Source organism: Micromonospora peucetia, from assembly GCF_900091625.1.
Taxonomy (GTDB): Bacteria; Actinomycetota; Actinomycetes; order Mycobacteriales; family Micromonosporaceae; genus Micromonospora; species Micromonospora peucetia.
In genome coordinates this window covers 7,252,923-7,269,546 of the sequence record NZ_FMIC01000002.1, presented here as the reverse complement: position 1 = coordinate 7,269,546, position 16,624 = coordinate 7,252,923, and the positions used below count along the sequence as shown (strand labels likewise).

Here is a 16,624-nt window from a genome sequence, read left to right as displayed (position 1 = left end):
CGTACCGCTCGGTCATTGCGATACCTCCGCGGCAGCCGTGCTCCGTACCGCAATGACCATCGACAACGCACCCACGTCGTACCCCCGATTTCCTCGTCGGTGCTGGTCCGGCCGCCGATTCTGCGGCACAACCCGGGTCTTGTCGCAAGCCCCCCTGTGCGCTATACGTTAGAAGGGGCAGGGAGCGAGTTCTTTTCCGAGCTGATATTGCAGCTCAGGGTGCGCGGCGAGCCCGGGTATCGATGAGGCGAAGCTCCAGGTAAGACGATCGCCCCTCCACGATTCCGCTGCCGAGCAATGCTCGAAACCTGTGGATGAGCGTCGGGCTTAGGCGCGTGCCGACGGGCGCCTGCGGGGTCGCCTGTCTCGGGGTCGCCCTGGACTTGCTCACTCTGGTTGGGAGATCCTGACGGTGCTCGTCATCGACACCGACCTGTTCGACGAGTTGGCCGCCGACTTTGTGGACCGCAACGATGAGGGCCAGGTGGTGGCCGAGCGGTACCCGTTCACCGAAGCCGGCGTGCGAGGCGGGGCGTCTCGCACCCGCCGGGGCCGGGTGCCTTGAGTTGCGTGGCTGTGGCGTGAACATCTGCTGATGCCGTAGCCGGCACGTAACCAGCCTGCCGTATGATGACCCTTGGCACTGCTAGGTTTACGCTCTGCGGTCATGAAACTTGGACGTGCCGTGGCGGCAGGAACACTTGTTGCCCTCACCCTCACCGGCTGCTCCCTCGACTACGACGACAGGCGCGACTACCTGCGCACGGTTGCGTTCCGGGGCGCGGAGACGCATAGCCTGATCGCATCGTCGGAGGGCAAGCCGGACGCGGAGCGGTGCAAGGCCGCACACATTGCTCTCAATGACGACGCCCCGGGCGTTGGGGAACTTCCATTGACCAAGAGGAGTGGATCGCCCAGGTGGAGGCGTTCTTCGTGGACTCGTGCGTCTCGGGTAAGCCGAAGGAGTTGCCCCGTTGGGGCCGCCTGCAACTCCGGCGGTCACGGTCAGCCCATCGGTTCGCCGTCGGGCACGCCCGCAGCGACGCCGTCTGCTGCGGTAACACCCTGACGCAGATGATGCCTCCACCCTGCTCGCGGTGGAGGCTTCATCGTTGCCTGCGACCCATCGGCCCCGGTCAGCATGATCCGGACACACGGTAGGATGGGGGCACAAATACAGAACGGGCCGGCAGGTGTTGGTAGCACCTTTGCGCCGGGCCCTGATCGCCTAGCAGGAGGCGACCCATGTCTAGGGTGGAAGTCTTCCTTGCCCGCACGTCTGTGCGACGGCTGGTGTGCGATGAGCGCCACCGACGATGAGACCTCTCACCTACGCATCCCCACCGAGATCCAGGATTTCGTTGCCGCGGGGAAGCTCACCATCCATGCGGCCTGGCTGTACGGCTTGCTGCTGAGGCACATCAACTACACGCGCGGCGACGCCCACGTCTGGCCATCTCGCAGCAACCTCGCCAAGCGGATGCAGTTCAAGAATACGCGGCGGTTGACCGCTATCTCACCGAGCTAGCCGCCGCGGGGCTCATCGAGACAGAGCGGCGACGCAAGGCGAGGCCAACGACACGAACCGGTACACGCTGCTGCTGGTGTCGTGGCCGAAGACTCCGCCACTAGGGGTGGTGCGCCACAGCACACCACCCCTAGTGCGCTGAAGAACACCACCCTAGTGAGCCACAGCGCACCCGAACTAGAAGAACTACAACTAGATGAACATGAACTAGACCAAAGATCAGACCAGAGCAGCCTCCCCTCCGGTCGCTTCGCCCTCCGGGGCCGACGAGACGCAAAGCCGCTTTGCCGACGAGTGGAATCCTCCCGCCCAGCGGCAACCCAGCACAGCCAAGAAGCTTACCCAGCAGCGAATCGACGATCGGGCGACGTTCCTCAGCCTCATCAACGCTGGACACCTGCGCTCCGACGGCACCACCTTCGGGAAGGGCGTGTGGACGGTGGATGCCTTTTACAACGCGTTTCGCAAGCTCAAGAGCACCAAGAAGCCGATCGGGTTTCCGGGGCGTACATCGAGGGCATGGCCGAGCGGGACCCTGACAACGGCGTTGAGGATTGGCTGCTGACGCTCGGTTTGGAGCCCGCGTAGTGGTCCCGCAGCGGGACTAGTCCGACACGGAGACTGGTTCCGCAGCGGGACCAGTTCCGCCGATACCTTCCGGGAACCCTTCCGGGAACCTTCCGGGAACCTTCCGGGACCCTTCCGGGAACCCTTCCGGGAACCCTTGGAGATCCCCCGTGCCGTTGACCCCTGACGACATCACCACCGACTCCGACCGGTGGGGCTACCGCACAGGCGCCCGCTTCGTCGGCCCCAACGAGTGGATAAGCACCGGTTGGACTACATCAACCGCCGCCACTTCTACCTTCAGTCGCTCACGGATGGCTTGTCTCTCGCTGCTGACGGCGAAGGGCTGATCCTCGACTACCGGCCGAACGAGTTCTACGAGGGCACGCTGTCGGATGCGATGCGCGACGAGGACGACGACCCGGGCTGGAAGCTCACCTACGACCGGTTCTCGGCGATGACCCTGTCGGTGTTCATGTTCGAGCTGGTGACGGCGGGTCTGCTGGCGACCCGGGGCAACGGGGACAGCGTGGACTACCGGCTCACCCTGCGGGCGGTGCTGGGGCGTGAGCGACGTCGTGGAGCCGCCGGAGAAGCATCCCGCCTACCGAGTGGAGTTGGATATGGGTCACGGGCCGGTGTTGGAGGTGCAGGCTGTGCCGTTCGATGATCCGAGCTGCGACAGCCCGTACGCCAACCTGAGGTTTCAGGTGACCGGCGGGGACTACGACATGGTGTTTTCGTGCCGGTCGTTGCTGTCGGATGAGGACATGGGCGCGATGATCGACGCGCTGACGAAGGCTCGTGCGGATGCCCGCCGGCAGGCTGCCCTGTTCGGCTGGGAGCCCGGCGAGGACTAGCGGGCCCGCTGGTGGCAAGCGGGTGGCAAACGCCATGGCACTTGCTACCCATCTGCTGTAGCACCTGCTATGCGGCAGTCCAGGTCGCAAGGGGCGGATAGGCTATCCGATTCTTACGGCATGGCCAATCCGCTTCCTGTCGAGTGGCTATCCACCAGCGGGGATGGCTGAGGCCGCCCAACCCAGCCAGGTTGGGCGGCCTCAGCGCCTTGCGGGAGTTGCGGCAACCCGCGGGCGTTCGCGGGTAGCGTCGCCGGCGTGAGGGTGTTGCTGCGGGACGGTCCCGGTGACGGGCAGGTGGTCGACGGCCACGGCGAGACGGCCGTGTGGGGTGCGTGCCTGTACGAGCGGACCGGCGACCGCGAGGAACGCCACGGCCGCACCCTGCCCGTGTTTCGGCACCGGCCGGACTGCTGCGAGTTGTACGGGCGGGGCGCCGAAGACCGGTGCGAGTAGCACCCCTGGGGCGTTCAGTCCTCGCGCCAGTGTTCCTCGTAATGCCACTCCTCGTACCACACCTCTTCGTACTCGCCGTCGTCGTGGCTGTCGCCGCGGTCGCGGTTCCACCACGCGTAGCCGATGCCGATGACGGCGACGAGTCCGACAATTCCGGCGACACCTTCGGTGCTCACCGCATGGACGGTAGTGGCGGGTTGTTGCTGCGGGTGAACGGTGTCGGGTAGCTGACGCTCCCTTGCCGGGTAGGCGAAGACCCCGGTCGAGCTGATGCTTGACCGGGGTCTTCTTTGCATATGGATTAGCAGGACGTCAGGTCACTGCCGTCGGACGCAGTCGTCGCCGAGGCGTTCCACCAGTGGTCGCGCCAGGCTGGTCCACTGGTCCCGGCTGATGCCGTACACGCTGGCGATGTCCTCCGCCACCTCGCCAGCATCGTCGTACGAGTCCGGCAGTTGAGGCTCCCACCATGCCCGGTTCTGGATCCAGCTGCCGCGGGACCAGCGGCGGCGGGGGCTGCGGTTGAGGATGGTGAGGATGTCGCAGCGGTTCAGGTCGGCTTTGACCTGGGGGAACCGGGCGGCTAGGGGGAAGTTTCGCCAGGCGTGGTTGAAGGAGAGTTCGAGTTCGAGTTTCCGGCTGGTGAGTCCGGTGACGCCGAGGTCGAGGCAGCCGACGGCGAGTCCGTCGCCGATGACGGTGTACTGGTCGGCCTGGGTGAGCTTCCCGGTCAATGCTGCTCCTTCGGGTGGTTCTTGATGCGGAGGGGCGGGCTTCTTTCAGCAGCGGCTTGAGCTTGCGGACCTGTCAGGGCGTTGCGGTTGGGGTAGGCGAAACCGCCCCCATCACCCCACCCATGAAGATCATCACCGTGAACACGATCATCGGGGCAACGAACACATACCCGAGCACCAGACCAGCCACCGCCATGCCCCGCCCCGACTTCCGGCCGTCCGCAGTGTCCCGCAGCCCCATATGCCCGAGGACCACTGCGGCAAGGCATGGCAGCCCGAACAGGCACCAGCCGCCGAGCACCCCGATGATGCCCAACACCATGGATGCGGTGGCGAGCCCGGACGCTGGCGGCACCTGGGCGACGATCACCTGCGGCGGCGGGTAGTAGCCGGCGGGCGGATAGCCGGGACTGGTGGGCGGGCCGGAGATCGGCGGCGGGCCGTACGGCGGTCCGGGCTGCGGGTAGGTCAAGGTGGCTCCTCGGATGCGGTTTGGCCTGGCTGATGCTGGTGGCGGGCGGGGGTGGTGTCGCCACCGTTGTCGGGTAGGCGACTGCGGTTGTGGCCGGATGGTGGCGGCTACGGCACCATCCGGTGGTGGCCTCAGAGGATTCGGCGCCCGGGTTTGCCTCGCCGGCTGGCAACGATCACACTCCCGTACACGGCGAGCGCCACCGCCAGCAGCGGGCAGCCGACCACCGGTTCCAACACGCACACAACGAATGAGGCCATCACTGCGGTAACTAGGATGGTGGTGGCGACCAGCGGGTTGATGCCGCTGCGGCGGGGCCGGGTCCGCCGATACCCTGCTCTCGGAGGCTGCTGCGGCAACGGCGTTTCCGGCCGATGCCATGATGCCTGAGGTGGCGGTGGGTGGTATCGCTCGTGGGGTTGCGGTGGCGGCCAACCGCCGCACCGTCTACTTCCGCTATTTCAAGCTCGTCTTCAACCACGGACTTCAGCACGGACGCGTGGACACCACCGACGACCAGTCGGCCGTCGCGATCTGGTACACCCGCGACCAGGTTCCACTGGTGGAATCGACCGGCCACTACTACGAGGTGGAACGGGCCACCGGCAGGTACGCCCCGAGGTTCCTGCTGCTCGACGCCATCTTCGAAACGCACCACCCACATGCTCCACACGACTACCTCGCCTACGTCGCCGTCGACCCACGCCACCAGGGCCGAGGCGTCGGAACGGCGCTGCTCACCAACGCCCACCAGACCCTCGACGCGGCCAACCGGGCGGCGTACCTGGAAGCCAGCAACACCCGCAACAGGGACCTGTACCAGCGCCTCGGCTACCGCCAGGGCGCCCCGATCCACCTGCCCACCGAAGGGCCACTGATCTGGCGGATGTGGCGGGGCCAGCCGACCGACGGCACCCCCGCACCTTTCCCCACTGACCTCCTGCCACACAGGAGTCCCCTGTGAACGGCACTTCCGTGCCGCCCACGAGCGGGTGACCGGCAGCGGCCGGGCCTGTTCTCGTACGTGCTCATCCTCGAACGCGGCAAAGCACGCGCTTGATCATCAAGGGTGCCGATTGCGGCGGGCTCGAAGGCTTGGCCTTCTGCGGGTAGATCGTCTCGTGACGGGCCAGCATCGCGACGAACTCGGCGATCTTTCGCTCGCGTGTCTGAGCCCGCTTGACGGAGCCGACGCGGTGGATGAAAGCGTAGCGGTTGGTCTTGGTGAGTACGTCGAACATGGCCTGGACGGCGGGGTCGGCGGCGACCGCGGCAAGGAGGTCGGCCGGCACCTCAGCTTCCGACGGCGGAGCGTAGGCAGCCGCCCACCGCCCGTCCGCCCTCGCAGCTTCCACTGCGGCGCGGCCCGAGAGCAGCATGCGCCCCTGCGTCTCCAACCGGGCCACGTGGGCGACGTTGCGCTGTGACCAGGAACTGCGGTGCCGGCGCGGGGTGAACCGGATCCAAGAGGTCTCCTGATCCCGCTTGCGGGCCTGCCCGTCGATCCAACCGAAGCACAATGCCTCGTCAACCGCCTGTTGCCAGGTCATCGCGCCTCGACCGCCTCGCCGTGCTTGCCATCAGCCGGGATGTCGTCCCTGGCGGGACGGGGTAGCCAGCGGAGTGCTATGAGGCCGAGTACGAGGTGCAACAAACTGGCTGTAGCTGCGACCACGTGCATGCCGGTGAGGAAGGCTGACTTGGCGTCGGTGATCAACGTTTGTGTCAGGCCGGTGAGCTGAAGCGTTTCGTCCAGGGTCGGCGCGAGGTCGGGCCCTTGGAGCCGGAACAGCAGTGCTGCCAGAGAGCCGAGCAGTGCAATGCCCAGGGCGTTACCGACCTCGTTGCTGGTCTCGGCGATCGCGCCTGCTGAGCCTGCTCGCTCGGACGGGACCGCGCCGACGGCGGTGTCAGCGACGACTGCGAAGGAGATGCCATAGCCGATGCCAGCGATCGCAGTGGAAGCGACGTACCAGCCGATCCCGCCAGTGATGGTGGTGGGCAAGAGCAGGAGCAGCCCGGTGGCGATGGAGAAGTGGCAGACAAGCAGCGCGGAGCGTTTCCCGACGCGATCGACCACCACAGGGGTGATGATGCAAGTCGTGATGAGCACAACGGCTCCCGGTAACGCCAGCAAGGCAGCCTGCAGGACCGGAATGTCAAGGACGGACTGCAAGTAGATGCCAGCCAGGTAGGCGGCTGCTGACCACGCGGCCAACGGTAGAAGCCCGGTGATCACCGCGATGGTGAAGACTCGATCCCGGAAGAGAGAGAAGTCGATGAGTGGATGGTCCAGGTGTCGTTGACGGACGCCGAACCATGCCAGCACGGCGACCCCCATGAGCCCGGCGAGCGCCGCCGATACGGAGAGGCCCTCGGCGGCAGCGTGCTTGAGCCCGTAGATCGCTAGCAGCAGACCGACCGCAGAGGTCACGACACTCATCGGGTCGACTCGACCGGGGCGGGTGGTTTGCACCTCGCTGAGCAACATGGGTGCGAAACACAGGAACAGCGCGATCAAGGGAAGGTTGATCAAGAACACCGATCCCCACCAGAAGCGTTCCAGCAGCACGCCACCGATGGCCGGCCCGATTGCGAATCCCGCGGCGAAGGCCGCAGCGAAGATGCCGATGGCCTGGGCCCGACGCTTCGGGTCGGTGAACAGCTCACTGAGCACCGCCAAGGCGGACGGAAGCAAGGTGGCGCCGGCGATCCCCATCACGGCACGGGCGGCGATGAGTAGCGCCGGTGTGGGCGCGAACGCGGCGGCGGCCGAACCGATGCCGAAGAAGACCGCGCCGATCATGAGCAGCTTGAGTCGCCCGTAGCGGTCGCCGATATTTCCGAATGCGATAAGCAGGGAGCCGACCGAGAAGCCGTAGACATCCAGGATCCACAGCGCTTGGTCAGCGCTGGGATTGAGAGCCTGACTGACCCGTGGCATTGCGAGGAACAAGATGGACCCGTCCATCGAGACCAAGAGCACCGGGCCGAGGACGACCAGCAGACCGAGCCAAGCTCGGACGTTGGTCGTGCGTGAGGTGTGTTGCGTCATGCCGGCAACGCTCCAGCGCAGAGCCGGGAGCAGCTAGCCACCTGGTGTGGGTACACCCAGCAGGTACACCCAGCCATCCGCGACGGGCGCCTAGTCTCGATGTCATGGAGAGCCTCGGAGCATTCTTGAAGAGCCGCCGCGACCGGGTCACCCCAGACGAGATCGGGCTACGCACCTACGGGAGCGCCCGCCGAGTTCCGGGGCTGCGCCGCGAGGAGCTCGCCCACCTGGCAGGGGTCAGCGCTGGCTACTACACGCGGCTGGAGCAGGGCCAGGCGGAGACGGCCTCCGAACAGGTTCTCGACGCCCTCGCACGAGTTCTGGAACTGGACGACGTGGAGGTCGTACACCTTCACAATCTCGCCCGCCAGCCCTCCCGGTCCGGCCTCGCCGAACCACCAGTCGAGCAGCCCCACCGGCGCGTCCTCGCGCTGCTCGAATCACTGGCCGAGGCGACGCCGGCGATCGTGCTGGGCCGCCGCGGCGACGTCCTCGCCTGGAACCGCACCGGACACGCGCTGCTCGCCGAGCACGTCGACTTCGAGGCGCCCCGTGACCCGGGCTGTCGTCCCTCGATCCCGAGGATGTTCTTCCTCGACGCTCTCACCAGGGATCTGCACCGCAATTGGGACGAACTCGCCCGGGTCCACGTCGCCTACTTGCGTCTCACCGCCGGACGGTTCCCGACCGACGCGCGCCTAGCGAACCTCATCGGTGAACTCACCATGCGCAGCGACCAGTTCGCCTCCCTGTGGGCAACCGGTGAAGTCGCCGACTGCACCACCGGCGACATGCATCTCCAACACCCCACGGTCGGTGCGGCGAGCATCGCCTACCAAGTCTGGCTACAGCCCGACAGCCCCGATCACCGCCTCGAGATCTACACCCCAAACGATGCCTCCTCGGCAGACGCACTACGGATCCTCACCCAACGCGCTTTCGGAGAAGACGATCCGAGCATCAGGGCGCCCGAGGGGCCTGCGGCTGGTCGCGATCGATCCGTCAACAACCCCCTGCCCCGCAACAGCTAGTAGTCCGAGACCTCGACGATCAGGTGGCTGGTTCCATCTCCAGCAGGCCGTCGCCTGGTTGCCGGGCGGCGAAGGCCTCCGCGCTCAGCAGCACGACCCGAGTGTTGTCGCTGTTCGGACACCAGTGATCGGGCGCTGACGTCACCTTCGGTGCCGCGCGCTTTGCGGCAAATCCGCGCACTCACCTCAGACCCGTTCGTCGGCGTCACGTCAGCGTCGCAGCCTTGGTGGGCGGGCGGGTTCAGGCACCGAGCAGGATTCAGTTGGGTCGTCAGTGAGCTCGTAGAACGTGCTCAAGCCGCTGTTCGAGTCGGCTGCGAGCGAGGTCGTCACTGATGTCCAGTCCGGAGTCGCGCCATGGCTGGACGACTTTCGCTGGGTCCGGCAGGTAGCCGACAATGTCCATGACGTTCCAGTACCGGAACTCGTCCTCGTCGTGCCGGCCATCGACCCGGCGACGGTACGCGTTCGTGAATCTGGCCCCAGCCTCAATGCCGTGCAACATGGCCAGATAGGTCGCGGCGTGTGCGACGTCCAGGGTCGCCGGTCCCCACGATGTCTCGACCCAGTCCACTACGCCGCTGATACGCCCGTGCGACCACAGTAGATTTCCCGGATGAAAGTCTCGGTGCAGAAACGTACCGGCATAGGCCGGCACGGGTTGTTCCAGCAGCTCGAACGCCTGATGCCATAGCTGTCGCCGCTGCGCCCACGGTGGCATGACTCGTTTGCCCGGCGCAGCCCACGACTGGTACTGCCGTGGCCTGTCCTGCCCAGGAGCGAATTGATGGATGCTAACGAGAACCTGCGCCATTGCCTCCAGGATGCCGTCCGCGGCAGAGGTCAAGCAAAGCCGCCCGGGCAGCCAGGACATGAGGTGTGCCGGTGCCCCGGCGGTCTCCCCGGACAGATCCAGGGCGATACTTCGAGGCACCGGGATCGATGACCGTTGCAGTTGCCGCTGGACAGCCGCCTCTCTGGAAAGCAGTCCGGCAGCGTGTCGACGCCACGGCTCCTTCGTCACCAGCCGGAGTACAGCCTGTTCACCGTCGTGTCCGGTCAGGCCCAGCATGGTGGACGTCCAACCACCCGTGAGACGCCGCACCCTGGTGATCCGACGCTGCCAGGTCGACTCAACCCAGCGAATCTCAACCTCGGTCGCACTGCCCACGGGTACCACTCTGTCATCGGCACGACCGTGCACCGGACACAGCCGCTCACATGACGCGTACCTCAACGCCCTGTCGGCGGCAAATGAGTGTGTGCTCGGGGTATCGCACCGCGGTCGGCGGCAGATGAGCGCGCCCGCTAGTGGCGCCGTTCGGCCGGCCAGGACCCGAGGCGGGGTATTTCTTGACTCTCGACCCGGTGGAGGGCTGACCCTTCCTGGGTGACGTATGAAAAGCGCGACCAACGATCAGTCCCTCTCGCGATTGACCTGGAGATGCTGCGGCCGGTACTGCGCGACGGCTGGGGAGCGGATACCTGCGACCCGCACGATGTGCAGGATTGGCACGCCAGCAACGCAGCCCGTGGCCAATGCGGGGTGACTGCCTTGATCATTCAGGACCTGCTCGGCGGAGAGCTGATCCTCGGCGAGGTCCTCGCCGGAGACGTCAAGGTCGGCTACCACTACTGGAATCGATTGGCCGACGGCCGCGAGGTCGACCTGACAGCTGACCAGTTCCAGCCACCGGAAGTCGTTGTCGGCGGTCAAGTCCAGCAACGCCCGCCGGGCCCACCTCGGCGATGCCGCCAGCAGTACGAGATCCTGCGGGACCGCGTCTTCACAGCCCTCTACGGTGCCGTTGTGCTCGAAGAGGGCTGCCGGGTCGGGACCGACTGTGCGACTCACAGCCAGGTCAGGACACCGGCAGGTTGAACCTCCGTCCCATCCCGAACTCTGGTGCCCCGTCGTCAGTGACCATGGCGAATGCCCCAGCTGGCACACCGCCGAGAGTCGCTACGCCGGAGGCAGCAGCCAGCCGGGCGCTGCCCCGACGGCCAGCGCACACGCCGCGTGGCAGAGCCGGATGTCTGCGCGTGCCCTCTGGCTGGAGCGGGCTTGTCCTACTCCTATGCTCTAATCCCGTCATGCATGTCGTCGTCTGCGGCGCACTCGTGGAGAACGGCGCGGTCCTGCTGGTACACCGCAGCCCGACCCGCCGGGCATACCCGGATCTCTGGGATCTGCCCGGGGGCACGTCGAAGCGGGTGAGTCTGAACTACAGGCCCTCGCGCGTGAGATGCACGAGGAGCTAGGGGTTCACATTGTGACGGAGTCCTCGTCACGGTTGGGCGACCTGCATGCCGGCAGTGGCGAGGACGCCGTCCACGTGGGCGTCTGGCAAATCAGAGACTGGGTCGGCTCTCCCACCAACCGTGCACCTGAGGAGCATGACGACATCGCATGGGTCAGGATCAGCGAGCTGGGTGGCCTTCCCCTCGTGTTTGGCGCCCTGCCGGCATTGCTTCGTTCCCTGCCTGAGCCTGACCGGCTGCCTCGTCGCGACGAAGCACGGACAACCGCATCGCCGAGCGGCCCGTAGATCCATCGCTGCTCGGCACTTCCGTCCGGTTGAATCCCCTGCATCCGGTGATCGGCAGGAGCGGACGCTGACCGGTGCACGGTCAGCGGCAGATTCGGATGCCGCGTTTTAGCAGAGTCCACGCTCTATAGAGCCGGCAGCAGACCACGACGCCGCACATACGGTCCCGTATCCCGCTAGACCGCGGCGAGGATCCGCGCCAGCTCTGTGGGCCGCGTCATCATCGGCCAATGTCCGGAGTCGATGTCGACCAGGCCGATGTGCTTGGCCCGGCCCAGCTCGGGTACGTCTCCCGCGGCGATCCACTCCTGCGCCTCGGCAGGTGTGAACTCCGGGCACACCACCACGACCGGAACGTCGAATCGCCGCTCGTCTGTCAGCCGTACGACGCCCCTGGCCACGCCCTCGGGAACCGGGATCGCCGCCGCCGCGAAGGCCTGCCGGGCCTGCTCGTCCAGGTCGGCCGCGTCCGCCCCGTTGAACGGTCTCCAGCCTGGGAACGGCATGACACCGTCGCTGATCTCGAAGAAGTCGGCGTACGGCTGCCCGTCGCCTGAGGGAAACCCGCCGATCAGCACGACCTTGGCCACGCGCCCGGGCCGCGCGTCGGCCGCCATCCAGGCCAGGGTGCAGGCTGCGGAGTGCCCCACCACCACCGACCTGCCGGGACCCGCGTCCACGGCGGCGAGCACCGCGGTCAGTTGATCGGCCAGCGTCGCCGCCATGTTCCCGTCGCCCTGCCCCGGTAGGGCCACCGGCACCGCAAGGCGGCCCCTCTCTTCGAGCTCGCATGCGATGCTGGTCCACACCGACCCGTCGAGCCACAGGCCACCCACGAGCACGATCTGTTCTGCAGTCATGGAATCAACCTAGAGGCGATTCCGGACGTTCTACTTCCGCTACTCTCTCCGCTGTGCGAACCGGTCCGAGCCCCACCGCCCGGGCCCTGCGCGCGCTCGAGATCCTGCAGGCACGTCCCGGCGTTACTGCCGACCAGCTCGCCTCCCTCCTGGGCGTGACAGAGCGGGCCGCGCGCCGCTACGTCGGGATCCTTCGCGAGGCCGGCATCACGGTCGAATCGATCCGCGGGCCGTACGGCGGCTACCGGCTGGGCCGCGGCACCCGGCTACCGCCGGTCGTCTTCACCCAGGAGCAGGCGCTCGGCTTGGTCATGGCCGTGCTCGACGGGCAGCCGGCCGCGATCGACGCCGACGACCTGATCGGCTCGGCACTCAGCAAGGTCATCCGGGCTCTCCCCGACAGCGTCGGACGGCAGGCGGCGGCGCTGCGGGCGTACGCCTCGGCCACCCCTGACCGACATTCGGCCCGTCCTGACGCCGCCACCACAAGCGCCCTGGTCGCCGCCGTCGCCGACCGGCGCCGCGTCCTGGTCACCTATCGAGGCAAGAGCGGCGAGGAGTGGGACGCCGAGGTCGACCCGTGGGCGGTCGTGGTGCGGTACGGGCGCTGGTATCTGCTGTGCCACTCGTACCGCGCGGACGCGATCCGCACGTACCGTATCGACCGGGTTCGGGCCGTGCGGCATCTGCCGCACGGCTTCACACCGCCCGACGACCTGGATCCGGTTGCCGCACTTGAGGAAAACCTCGGCGCAGGATGGAAGTACCGCACCCGCGTGCGGTTCCACGCGTCGTGGGAAAAGGTGGCACCGTGGATCCGGCCACCGATGGGCCGCCTCGAGCCGGACGGCGACCGGTGCGTACTGGTCGGCAGCACCCGAAACCCGGCGATGTACGCCCAGGAGTGGCTGGCCGTTGTCCCCTTCGACTTCTCTGTGGAAGAAGGCCCCGAACTCCATGCCGCCGTGGCCACGGTCGCGGCCCGCTTCAGCGCAGCACTCTCGCCTTCGCCGCCCGAGACCCGGCCCGGCGACTAGCGCCGACGACATCCGATGGCTGCCGGCAAGCCGCCGGCTGGACCTGTGCATTGTCAACGACACGGTTGCGCGTTGCCCTCCGTCGGCCGGCTGCGCTCCACGACGCGCGGGCTGCGGCAGATCCGTGCCTGGGTTCCATGTGTCATCGACCCTGGCCGAACTGGCCGCGGTAACGTCCGGGGCCGACAGCATCAGAAAGTTGCAGGCGTGGCTCGCCACGATCGCGCGATAACCATCAATGCGGGGAGCAGGCCCATCGACGCCTCTGACACGATCATCCTGTGGCGGCCCACCGGGCAGGCCGAACTCGACCTTGTCGCGGCGTCCGGATGGCGGGCTTGGCCACCCCGCCTGCCGGACCAGCCGATCTTCTATCCGGTACTCAACCGCTGGTACGCCACAAAGATCGCCCGCGAGTGGAACGTTCCTGCCGGTGGCGTCGGCTACGTGACCCGGTTCGAGGTCCAGCGTGCGTACCTGGACCGTTACGAGGTTCATCAGGTCGGTGGCCGCGACGTGCTGGAGTACTGGATCCCCGCAGAGGAGCTTGCCGACCTCAACGCCCACATCGTCGGCGCGATCATCGAGGAAGCCGACTACCGCGGTCCCGTGGGCGACCAGGAGTTCACCGACGCCCACCACGCGCTGGGCAGAGCGCTACCGGCCGCGTGGCGGGCCTACCTGCAAGGTGCGTCGTGGTTCCGGCGAGGGTGGATGACAGGCGGAGCCTATGTTTGGCTCAACACGCCACGCGAGATGCTTGAGCTGCACCACGCATGGGACGAGAGCACCGACGCGCACCCCGGCATCGCGATCATCGGCGGTGACGGATCCCGTGAACAGCTCGTGCTCGACCTGCGCAGCGACCCCGCACCGGTACTGCTGGTCGACATCACCAGCAGCGGATGGGACAACGCCATCCGACAAGCCGATGATGTCGGCGAACTCATCGACCGCATCGAGGCGGGCACCTTCGCGTTCGACTTCGAGGATTAGCGGACATCGGCGAGCGGTCCAACGCGCACCCCGCGGCCATGAGCGTGCACTGCGAAGCGATCTCGGAGGAGGGGGTGGGAGTTCGCGGTCCTCGTCAGCGCGGCTGCGTTGGTGGTTGCTCGCCGGTCCAGCTTTGCCTCAGGCGGTCGATCAGGCCGATGAAGACAGAGAAGGCGTGGTCGACGCGTTCGCGGTCGTTGGTAGCCAGGAGATCGAGTTGCAGGCCGCGTGCCTGGGCCACGATCATCGATGCGACCATGGGCGCTTGCTCGCCGGGGCATCCTTCTGCCAAGACTAGCCGCTGTACGAGCCCAAGCGCGTCGTGCATTGCTTGCTGAAGGAAACGCTCGTAGCGCTCCGGCTCTCGTGTGGCCTGAGCGTAGACCTCGAACAACAAGCGATAGACCGGCAGGCGGTCTGCGGTCATCGACCGCCGCCACCACGAGCCGAGGTCGGCCAGGCTGCCGGATGAGTCGGCCAGGCCGGCCGCGTCGGCCAACCGCTGGCGAAGCACATCGGTCACCTCGATGAGGAGGGCCTCCTTTGTGCCGAAGTGGTGCAGCAGAGCCCCGTGGCTGACCCCTACTGCCTCGGCCAACGGCCGCATCGCCAGATTCGCTAACCCATGCGCGAGAACGTAGTTGACCACGGCATCGAGCAGTTCGGGCCGCCGGTGCTGGTAACGCAGACGCCTGCCGTCTACGTGCTGCGCGCTCATTCGTCTCAGGGTACCCACCCCCAAAGTAGCTTGACCATACGGTCAGGCTACTTCTAGCGTGGTCGACATGACTCCTGAGATCACCCGCCTGCACCACATCGGTCACGTGGTCCGCGATATGACCGCCGCGCTCAAGCTGTATCGACGGCTAGGGTTCGCGCTGCCCACGCCGAGTTATCCCGCGATCGTGCCGCAGGACGGAGGCACACTCGAGCCGTTCGGCGCAGCCAACACCCACGCCGACTTTCCTCAGGACTTCGTCGAACTGGTGACCGTCGTCAACGTCGACGGCGTAGGTAGTCGAGTGCCTGCCGACGCGCGACTGGTCCCGCTGAACGCCCCGCCCAGCGTGCTGCCATCGCTGATGGAGCGGATCAACGCCACCAGCGCGAACCTGTCCGACTGCCTGGACCGGTACGAGGGCCTGCACATCCTGATGCTGTCCTCGTCCGATATCGAGGCGACGGCAGCTCGTCTAACGAACTCCGGGATAAAGCACGGCGGGGTCAACACCGTGCGACGCCCAGTAGGCCCCCGAGTCGAAACAGTCCGATATCTGGAGATCGACGGCGTCCAACCTGGCGTGGAGGCAGAAGGCAGGATCGGCGTCGCCGCGGATCTGGATCCCGGAATCCAGAGCTCCCGCGCGGCCGACCATCCCAACGGCGCCTTCGGTCTCGTCGACGCTACGCTCGGCATCGCCGACTCTGGGTTGGACGCTGTCCGGACACGCTACGAGGCTTACCTTGACCGCACACCCAGGGCCAACGGGCGTGGGTATGTGTTCGATCTAGGCGCGGCAACACTGACCCTGGTGCAGGCATCCCGCCTCGCCGAGGCTCTGCCCGGACAGCAACCACCGGCACTGCCCGCCCTCGTTGCCTACACGGTCGAAGTCCGCGACCTAGCCGCGACGAAGGACCTCCTCCAAACCAATAAGGTTCCGCTCTGTCGAGCAGCATCCGGAGAGCTTTTCGTACCAGCCACCGCCGCGATCGGAACGGTGATCGCCTTCCGTTAAACCGACAGAAAACCCTACATCGTCCGGAAAACCAACGCACTCAACTCGGTAGATCAGGATGCCTGCTCGGCTCAAGATCAGCTACTGAGCGTGACCACAACCGCGATCAGTGTGCGCGCACGGACGGCGGCAGATCCGGATATTCGCGCTCGGTTGCCGCGGCTGGGCCATCCTGTTGGCCGCCGGGCCGGACCCCTGATGCTGTCTGGATGCTCGCCAGATCGTTACGCCGGTTCGACGGGCAGCCAGAGTTCACAGGTCGCGGTGCTGAAGTCGTTCGTAGGCTCAAGCGCCGCGACGATCTCCGGACCTGGCCGCAGACGCCACGGGTTGGACGGGAACCACGCGGCTGCGGCCGTGGCCCAGGCCTTCTGCAGGGTCTGCGGATGCGGGCCCGTGGTCCGGATGATCAACCATCTGCCGGCCGGAACTTCGATGATGTCGAGGCCGTCGGGGACCGGCGTACCCGGGGATACGGCGACCCCGTGAAGGTAGGTCAGCTCGCTGCCCTCGGCGTAGTCGGGGTCAAGGTCGTCGCTGACCGCGAGCAGGCCGCTCGGCTCAGTGTTGCCGAGAGCCTTCAAGCGCAGGTGCTCCTCGGTCGGCAGTGCGGTGATGTGCCGCTGGATGTGCGGGTTGATGCCTTGATGGACCAGCCGGACGCGGGCCGCGTGCCCCACGAGCCGGAACTCGGGATGGTCGACGATGCGGGCGTCCACGTGTTCGCTCCCTTCGACGGT

19 protein-coding genes and 2 pseudogenes are annotated in these 16,624 nt (G+C 66.7%); 12 read left to right on the top strand and 9 right to left on the bottom strand.

The window, feature by feature from the left end; genetic code table 11:
* The first annotated feature begins 412 nt into the window (after positions 1-412).
* From GA0070608_RS31770 to GA0070608_RS31750, 5 genes are all read left to right on the top strand, one after another.
* Complete coding sequence (locus GA0070608_RS31770; RefSeq protein WP_245716051.1) at positions 413-565, top strand: hypothetical protein; 153 nt, start codon at positions 413-415, stop codon at positions 563-565.
* 735 nt (positions 566-1,300) lie between these two features.
* Positions 1,301-1,528, top strand: a complete 228-nt coding sequence (locus tag GA0070608_RS31765) for a hypothetical protein (RefSeq protein WP_091634004.1) — start codon at positions 1,301-1,303, stop codon at positions 1,526-1,528.
* 835 nt (positions 1,529-2,363) lie between these two features.
* Positions 2,364-2,765, top strand: a complete 402-nt coding sequence (locus GA0070608_RS31760; RefSeq protein WP_141719609.1) for a hypothetical protein — start codon at positions 2,364-2,366, stop codon at positions 2,763-2,765.
* Complete coding sequence (locus GA0070608_RS31755; RefSeq protein WP_091633998.1) at positions 2,752-2,955, top strand: hypothetical protein; 204 nt, start codon at positions 2,752-2,754, stop codon at positions 2,953-2,955. Before GA0070608_RS31760 ends, GA0070608_RS31755 begins: the two co-directional genes overlap by 14 nt.
* Before the next feature lie 258 nt (positions 2,956-3,213).
* On the top strand, positions 3,214-3,411 hold the full coding sequence (locus tag GA0070608_RS31750; protein ID WP_091619744.1) for a hypothetical protein: 198 nt from the start codon (positions 3,214-3,216) through the stop codon (positions 3,409-3,411).
* A 14-nt stretch (positions 3,412-3,425) separates the two neighbouring features.
* On the opposite strand, the gene GA0070608_RS32955 is transcribed toward GA0070608_RS31750, so the two are convergent.
* From GA0070608_RS32955 to GA0070608_RS32950, 3 genes are all read right to left on the bottom strand, one after another.
* On the bottom strand, positions 3,426-3,587 hold the full coding sequence (locus GA0070608_RS32955; RefSeq protein WP_176733601.1) for a hypothetical protein: 162 nt from the start codon (positions 3,585-3,587) through the stop codon (positions 3,426-3,428).
* Between the two features lie 141 nt (positions 3,588-3,728).
* A complete protein-coding gene (locus GA0070608_RS31745; RefSeq protein ID WP_091619741.1) occupies positions 3,729-4,145 on the bottom strand; it encodes a hypothetical protein in 417 nt (138 codons plus the stop codon).
* Positions 4,146-4,218: 73 nt separating this feature from the next.
* Entirely contained in the window at positions 4,219-4,617 is a 399-nt protein-coding gene (locus GA0070608_RS32950; RefSeq protein WP_176733600.1) for a DUF4190 domain-containing protein, read from the bottom strand.
* A 382-nt stretch (positions 4,618-4,999) separates the two neighbouring features.
* On the opposite strand from GA0070608_RS32950, the gene GA0070608_RS31735 reads away from it, so the two are divergent.
* A complete protein-coding gene (locus GA0070608_RS31735; protein ID WP_425413221.1) occupies positions 5,000-5,581 on the top strand; it encodes a GNAT family N-acetyltransferase in 582 nt (193 codons plus the stop codon).
* Between the two features lie 64 nt (positions 5,582-5,645).
* Here GA0070608_RS31735 and GA0070608_RS31730 read toward each other — a convergent pair.
* Positions 5,646-6,167, bottom strand: a pseudogene (locus GA0070608_RS31730) (YdeI/OmpD-associated family protein); the annotation flags it as partial.
* Entirely contained in the window at positions 6,164-7,672 is a 1,509-nt protein-coding gene (locus GA0070608_RS31725; RefSeq protein WP_091619725.1) for an MFS transporter, read from the bottom strand. The pseudogene GA0070608_RS31730 and the gene GA0070608_RS31725, both read right to left, overlap by 4 nt.
* Positions 7,673-7,776: 104 nt before the next feature.
* On the opposite strand from GA0070608_RS31725, the gene GA0070608_RS31720 reads away from it, so the two are divergent.
* A complete protein-coding gene (locus tag GA0070608_RS31720) occupies positions 7,777-8,703 on the top strand; it encodes a helix-turn-helix transcriptional regulator (protein WP_091619721.1) in 927 nt (308 codons plus the stop codon).
* A 271-nt stretch (positions 8,704-8,974) separates the two neighbouring features.
* On the opposite strand, the gene GA0070608_RS31715 is transcribed toward GA0070608_RS31720, so the two are convergent.
* Positions 8,975-9,808, bottom strand: a complete 834-nt coding sequence (locus GA0070608_RS31715; RefSeq protein WP_266317986.1) for a phosphotransferase family protein — start codon at positions 9,806-9,808, stop codon at positions 8,975-8,977.
* Positions 9,809-10,093: 285 nt separating this feature from the next.
* On the opposite strand from GA0070608_RS31715, the gene GA0070608_RS31710 reads away from it, so the two are divergent.
* Positions 10,094-10,585, top strand: coding sequence for a YunG family protein (locus GA0070608_RS31710; RefSeq protein WP_176733598.1), 492 nt, complete (start codon positions 10,094-10,096; stop codon positions 10,583-10,585).
* Positions 10,586-10,811: 226 nt separating this feature from the next.
* Complete coding sequence (locus GA0070608_RS31705; protein ID WP_342672662.1) at positions 10,812-11,252, top strand: NUDIX domain-containing protein; 441 nt, start codon at positions 10,812-10,814, stop codon at positions 11,250-11,252.
* 176 nt (positions 11,253-11,428) lie between these two features.
* On the opposite strand, the gene GA0070608_RS31700 is transcribed toward GA0070608_RS31705, so the two are convergent.
* Positions 11,429-12,112 (bottom strand): alpha/beta fold hydrolase, encoded by a 684-nt coding sequence (locus GA0070608_RS31700; RefSeq protein ID WP_091619715.1) that lies wholly within the window; start codon positions 12,110-12,112, stop codon positions 11,429-11,431.
* A gap of 53 nt (positions 12,113-12,165) precedes the next feature.
* Here GA0070608_RS31700 and GA0070608_RS31695 point away from each other — a divergent pair, with 53 nt between their 5' ends.
* Positions 12,166-13,149, top strand: coding sequence for a helix-turn-helix transcriptional regulator (locus tag GA0070608_RS31695; RefSeq protein WP_091619712.1), 984 nt, complete (start codon positions 12,166-12,168; stop codon positions 13,147-13,149).
* Positions 13,150-13,404: 255 nt separating this feature from the next.
* A pseudogene (locus GA0070608_RS31690) lies at positions 13,405-13,752 on the top strand (ADP-ribosylation/crystallin J1); the annotation flags it as partial.
* A gap of 487 nt (positions 13,753-14,239) precedes the next feature.
* On the opposite strand, the gene GA0070608_RS31685 reads toward GA0070608_RS31690, so the two are convergent.
* The gene (locus GA0070608_RS31685; RefSeq protein ID WP_091619708.1) at positions 14,240-14,863 is read right to left on the bottom strand and encodes a TetR/AcrR family transcriptional regulator; all 624 of its coding nucleotides are present in this window, start codon (positions 14,861-14,863) and stop codon (positions 14,240-14,242) included.
* A 67-nt stretch (positions 14,864-14,930) separates the two neighbouring features.
* On the opposite strand from GA0070608_RS31685, the gene GA0070608_RS31680 reads away from it, so the two are divergent.
* Entirely contained in the window at positions 14,931-15,884 is a 954-nt protein-coding gene (locus GA0070608_RS31680; protein ID WP_091634008.1) for a VOC family protein, read from the top strand.
* 224 nt (positions 15,885-16,108) lie between these two features.
* On the opposite strand, the gene GA0070608_RS31675 is transcribed toward GA0070608_RS31680, so the two are convergent.
* Positions 16,109-16,603, bottom strand: coding sequence for a GyrI-like domain-containing protein (locus tag GA0070608_RS31675; protein ID WP_245716050.1), 495 nt, complete (start codon positions 16,601-16,603; stop codon positions 16,109-16,111).
* Between the last annotated feature and the right edge of the window lie 21 nt (positions 16,604-16,624).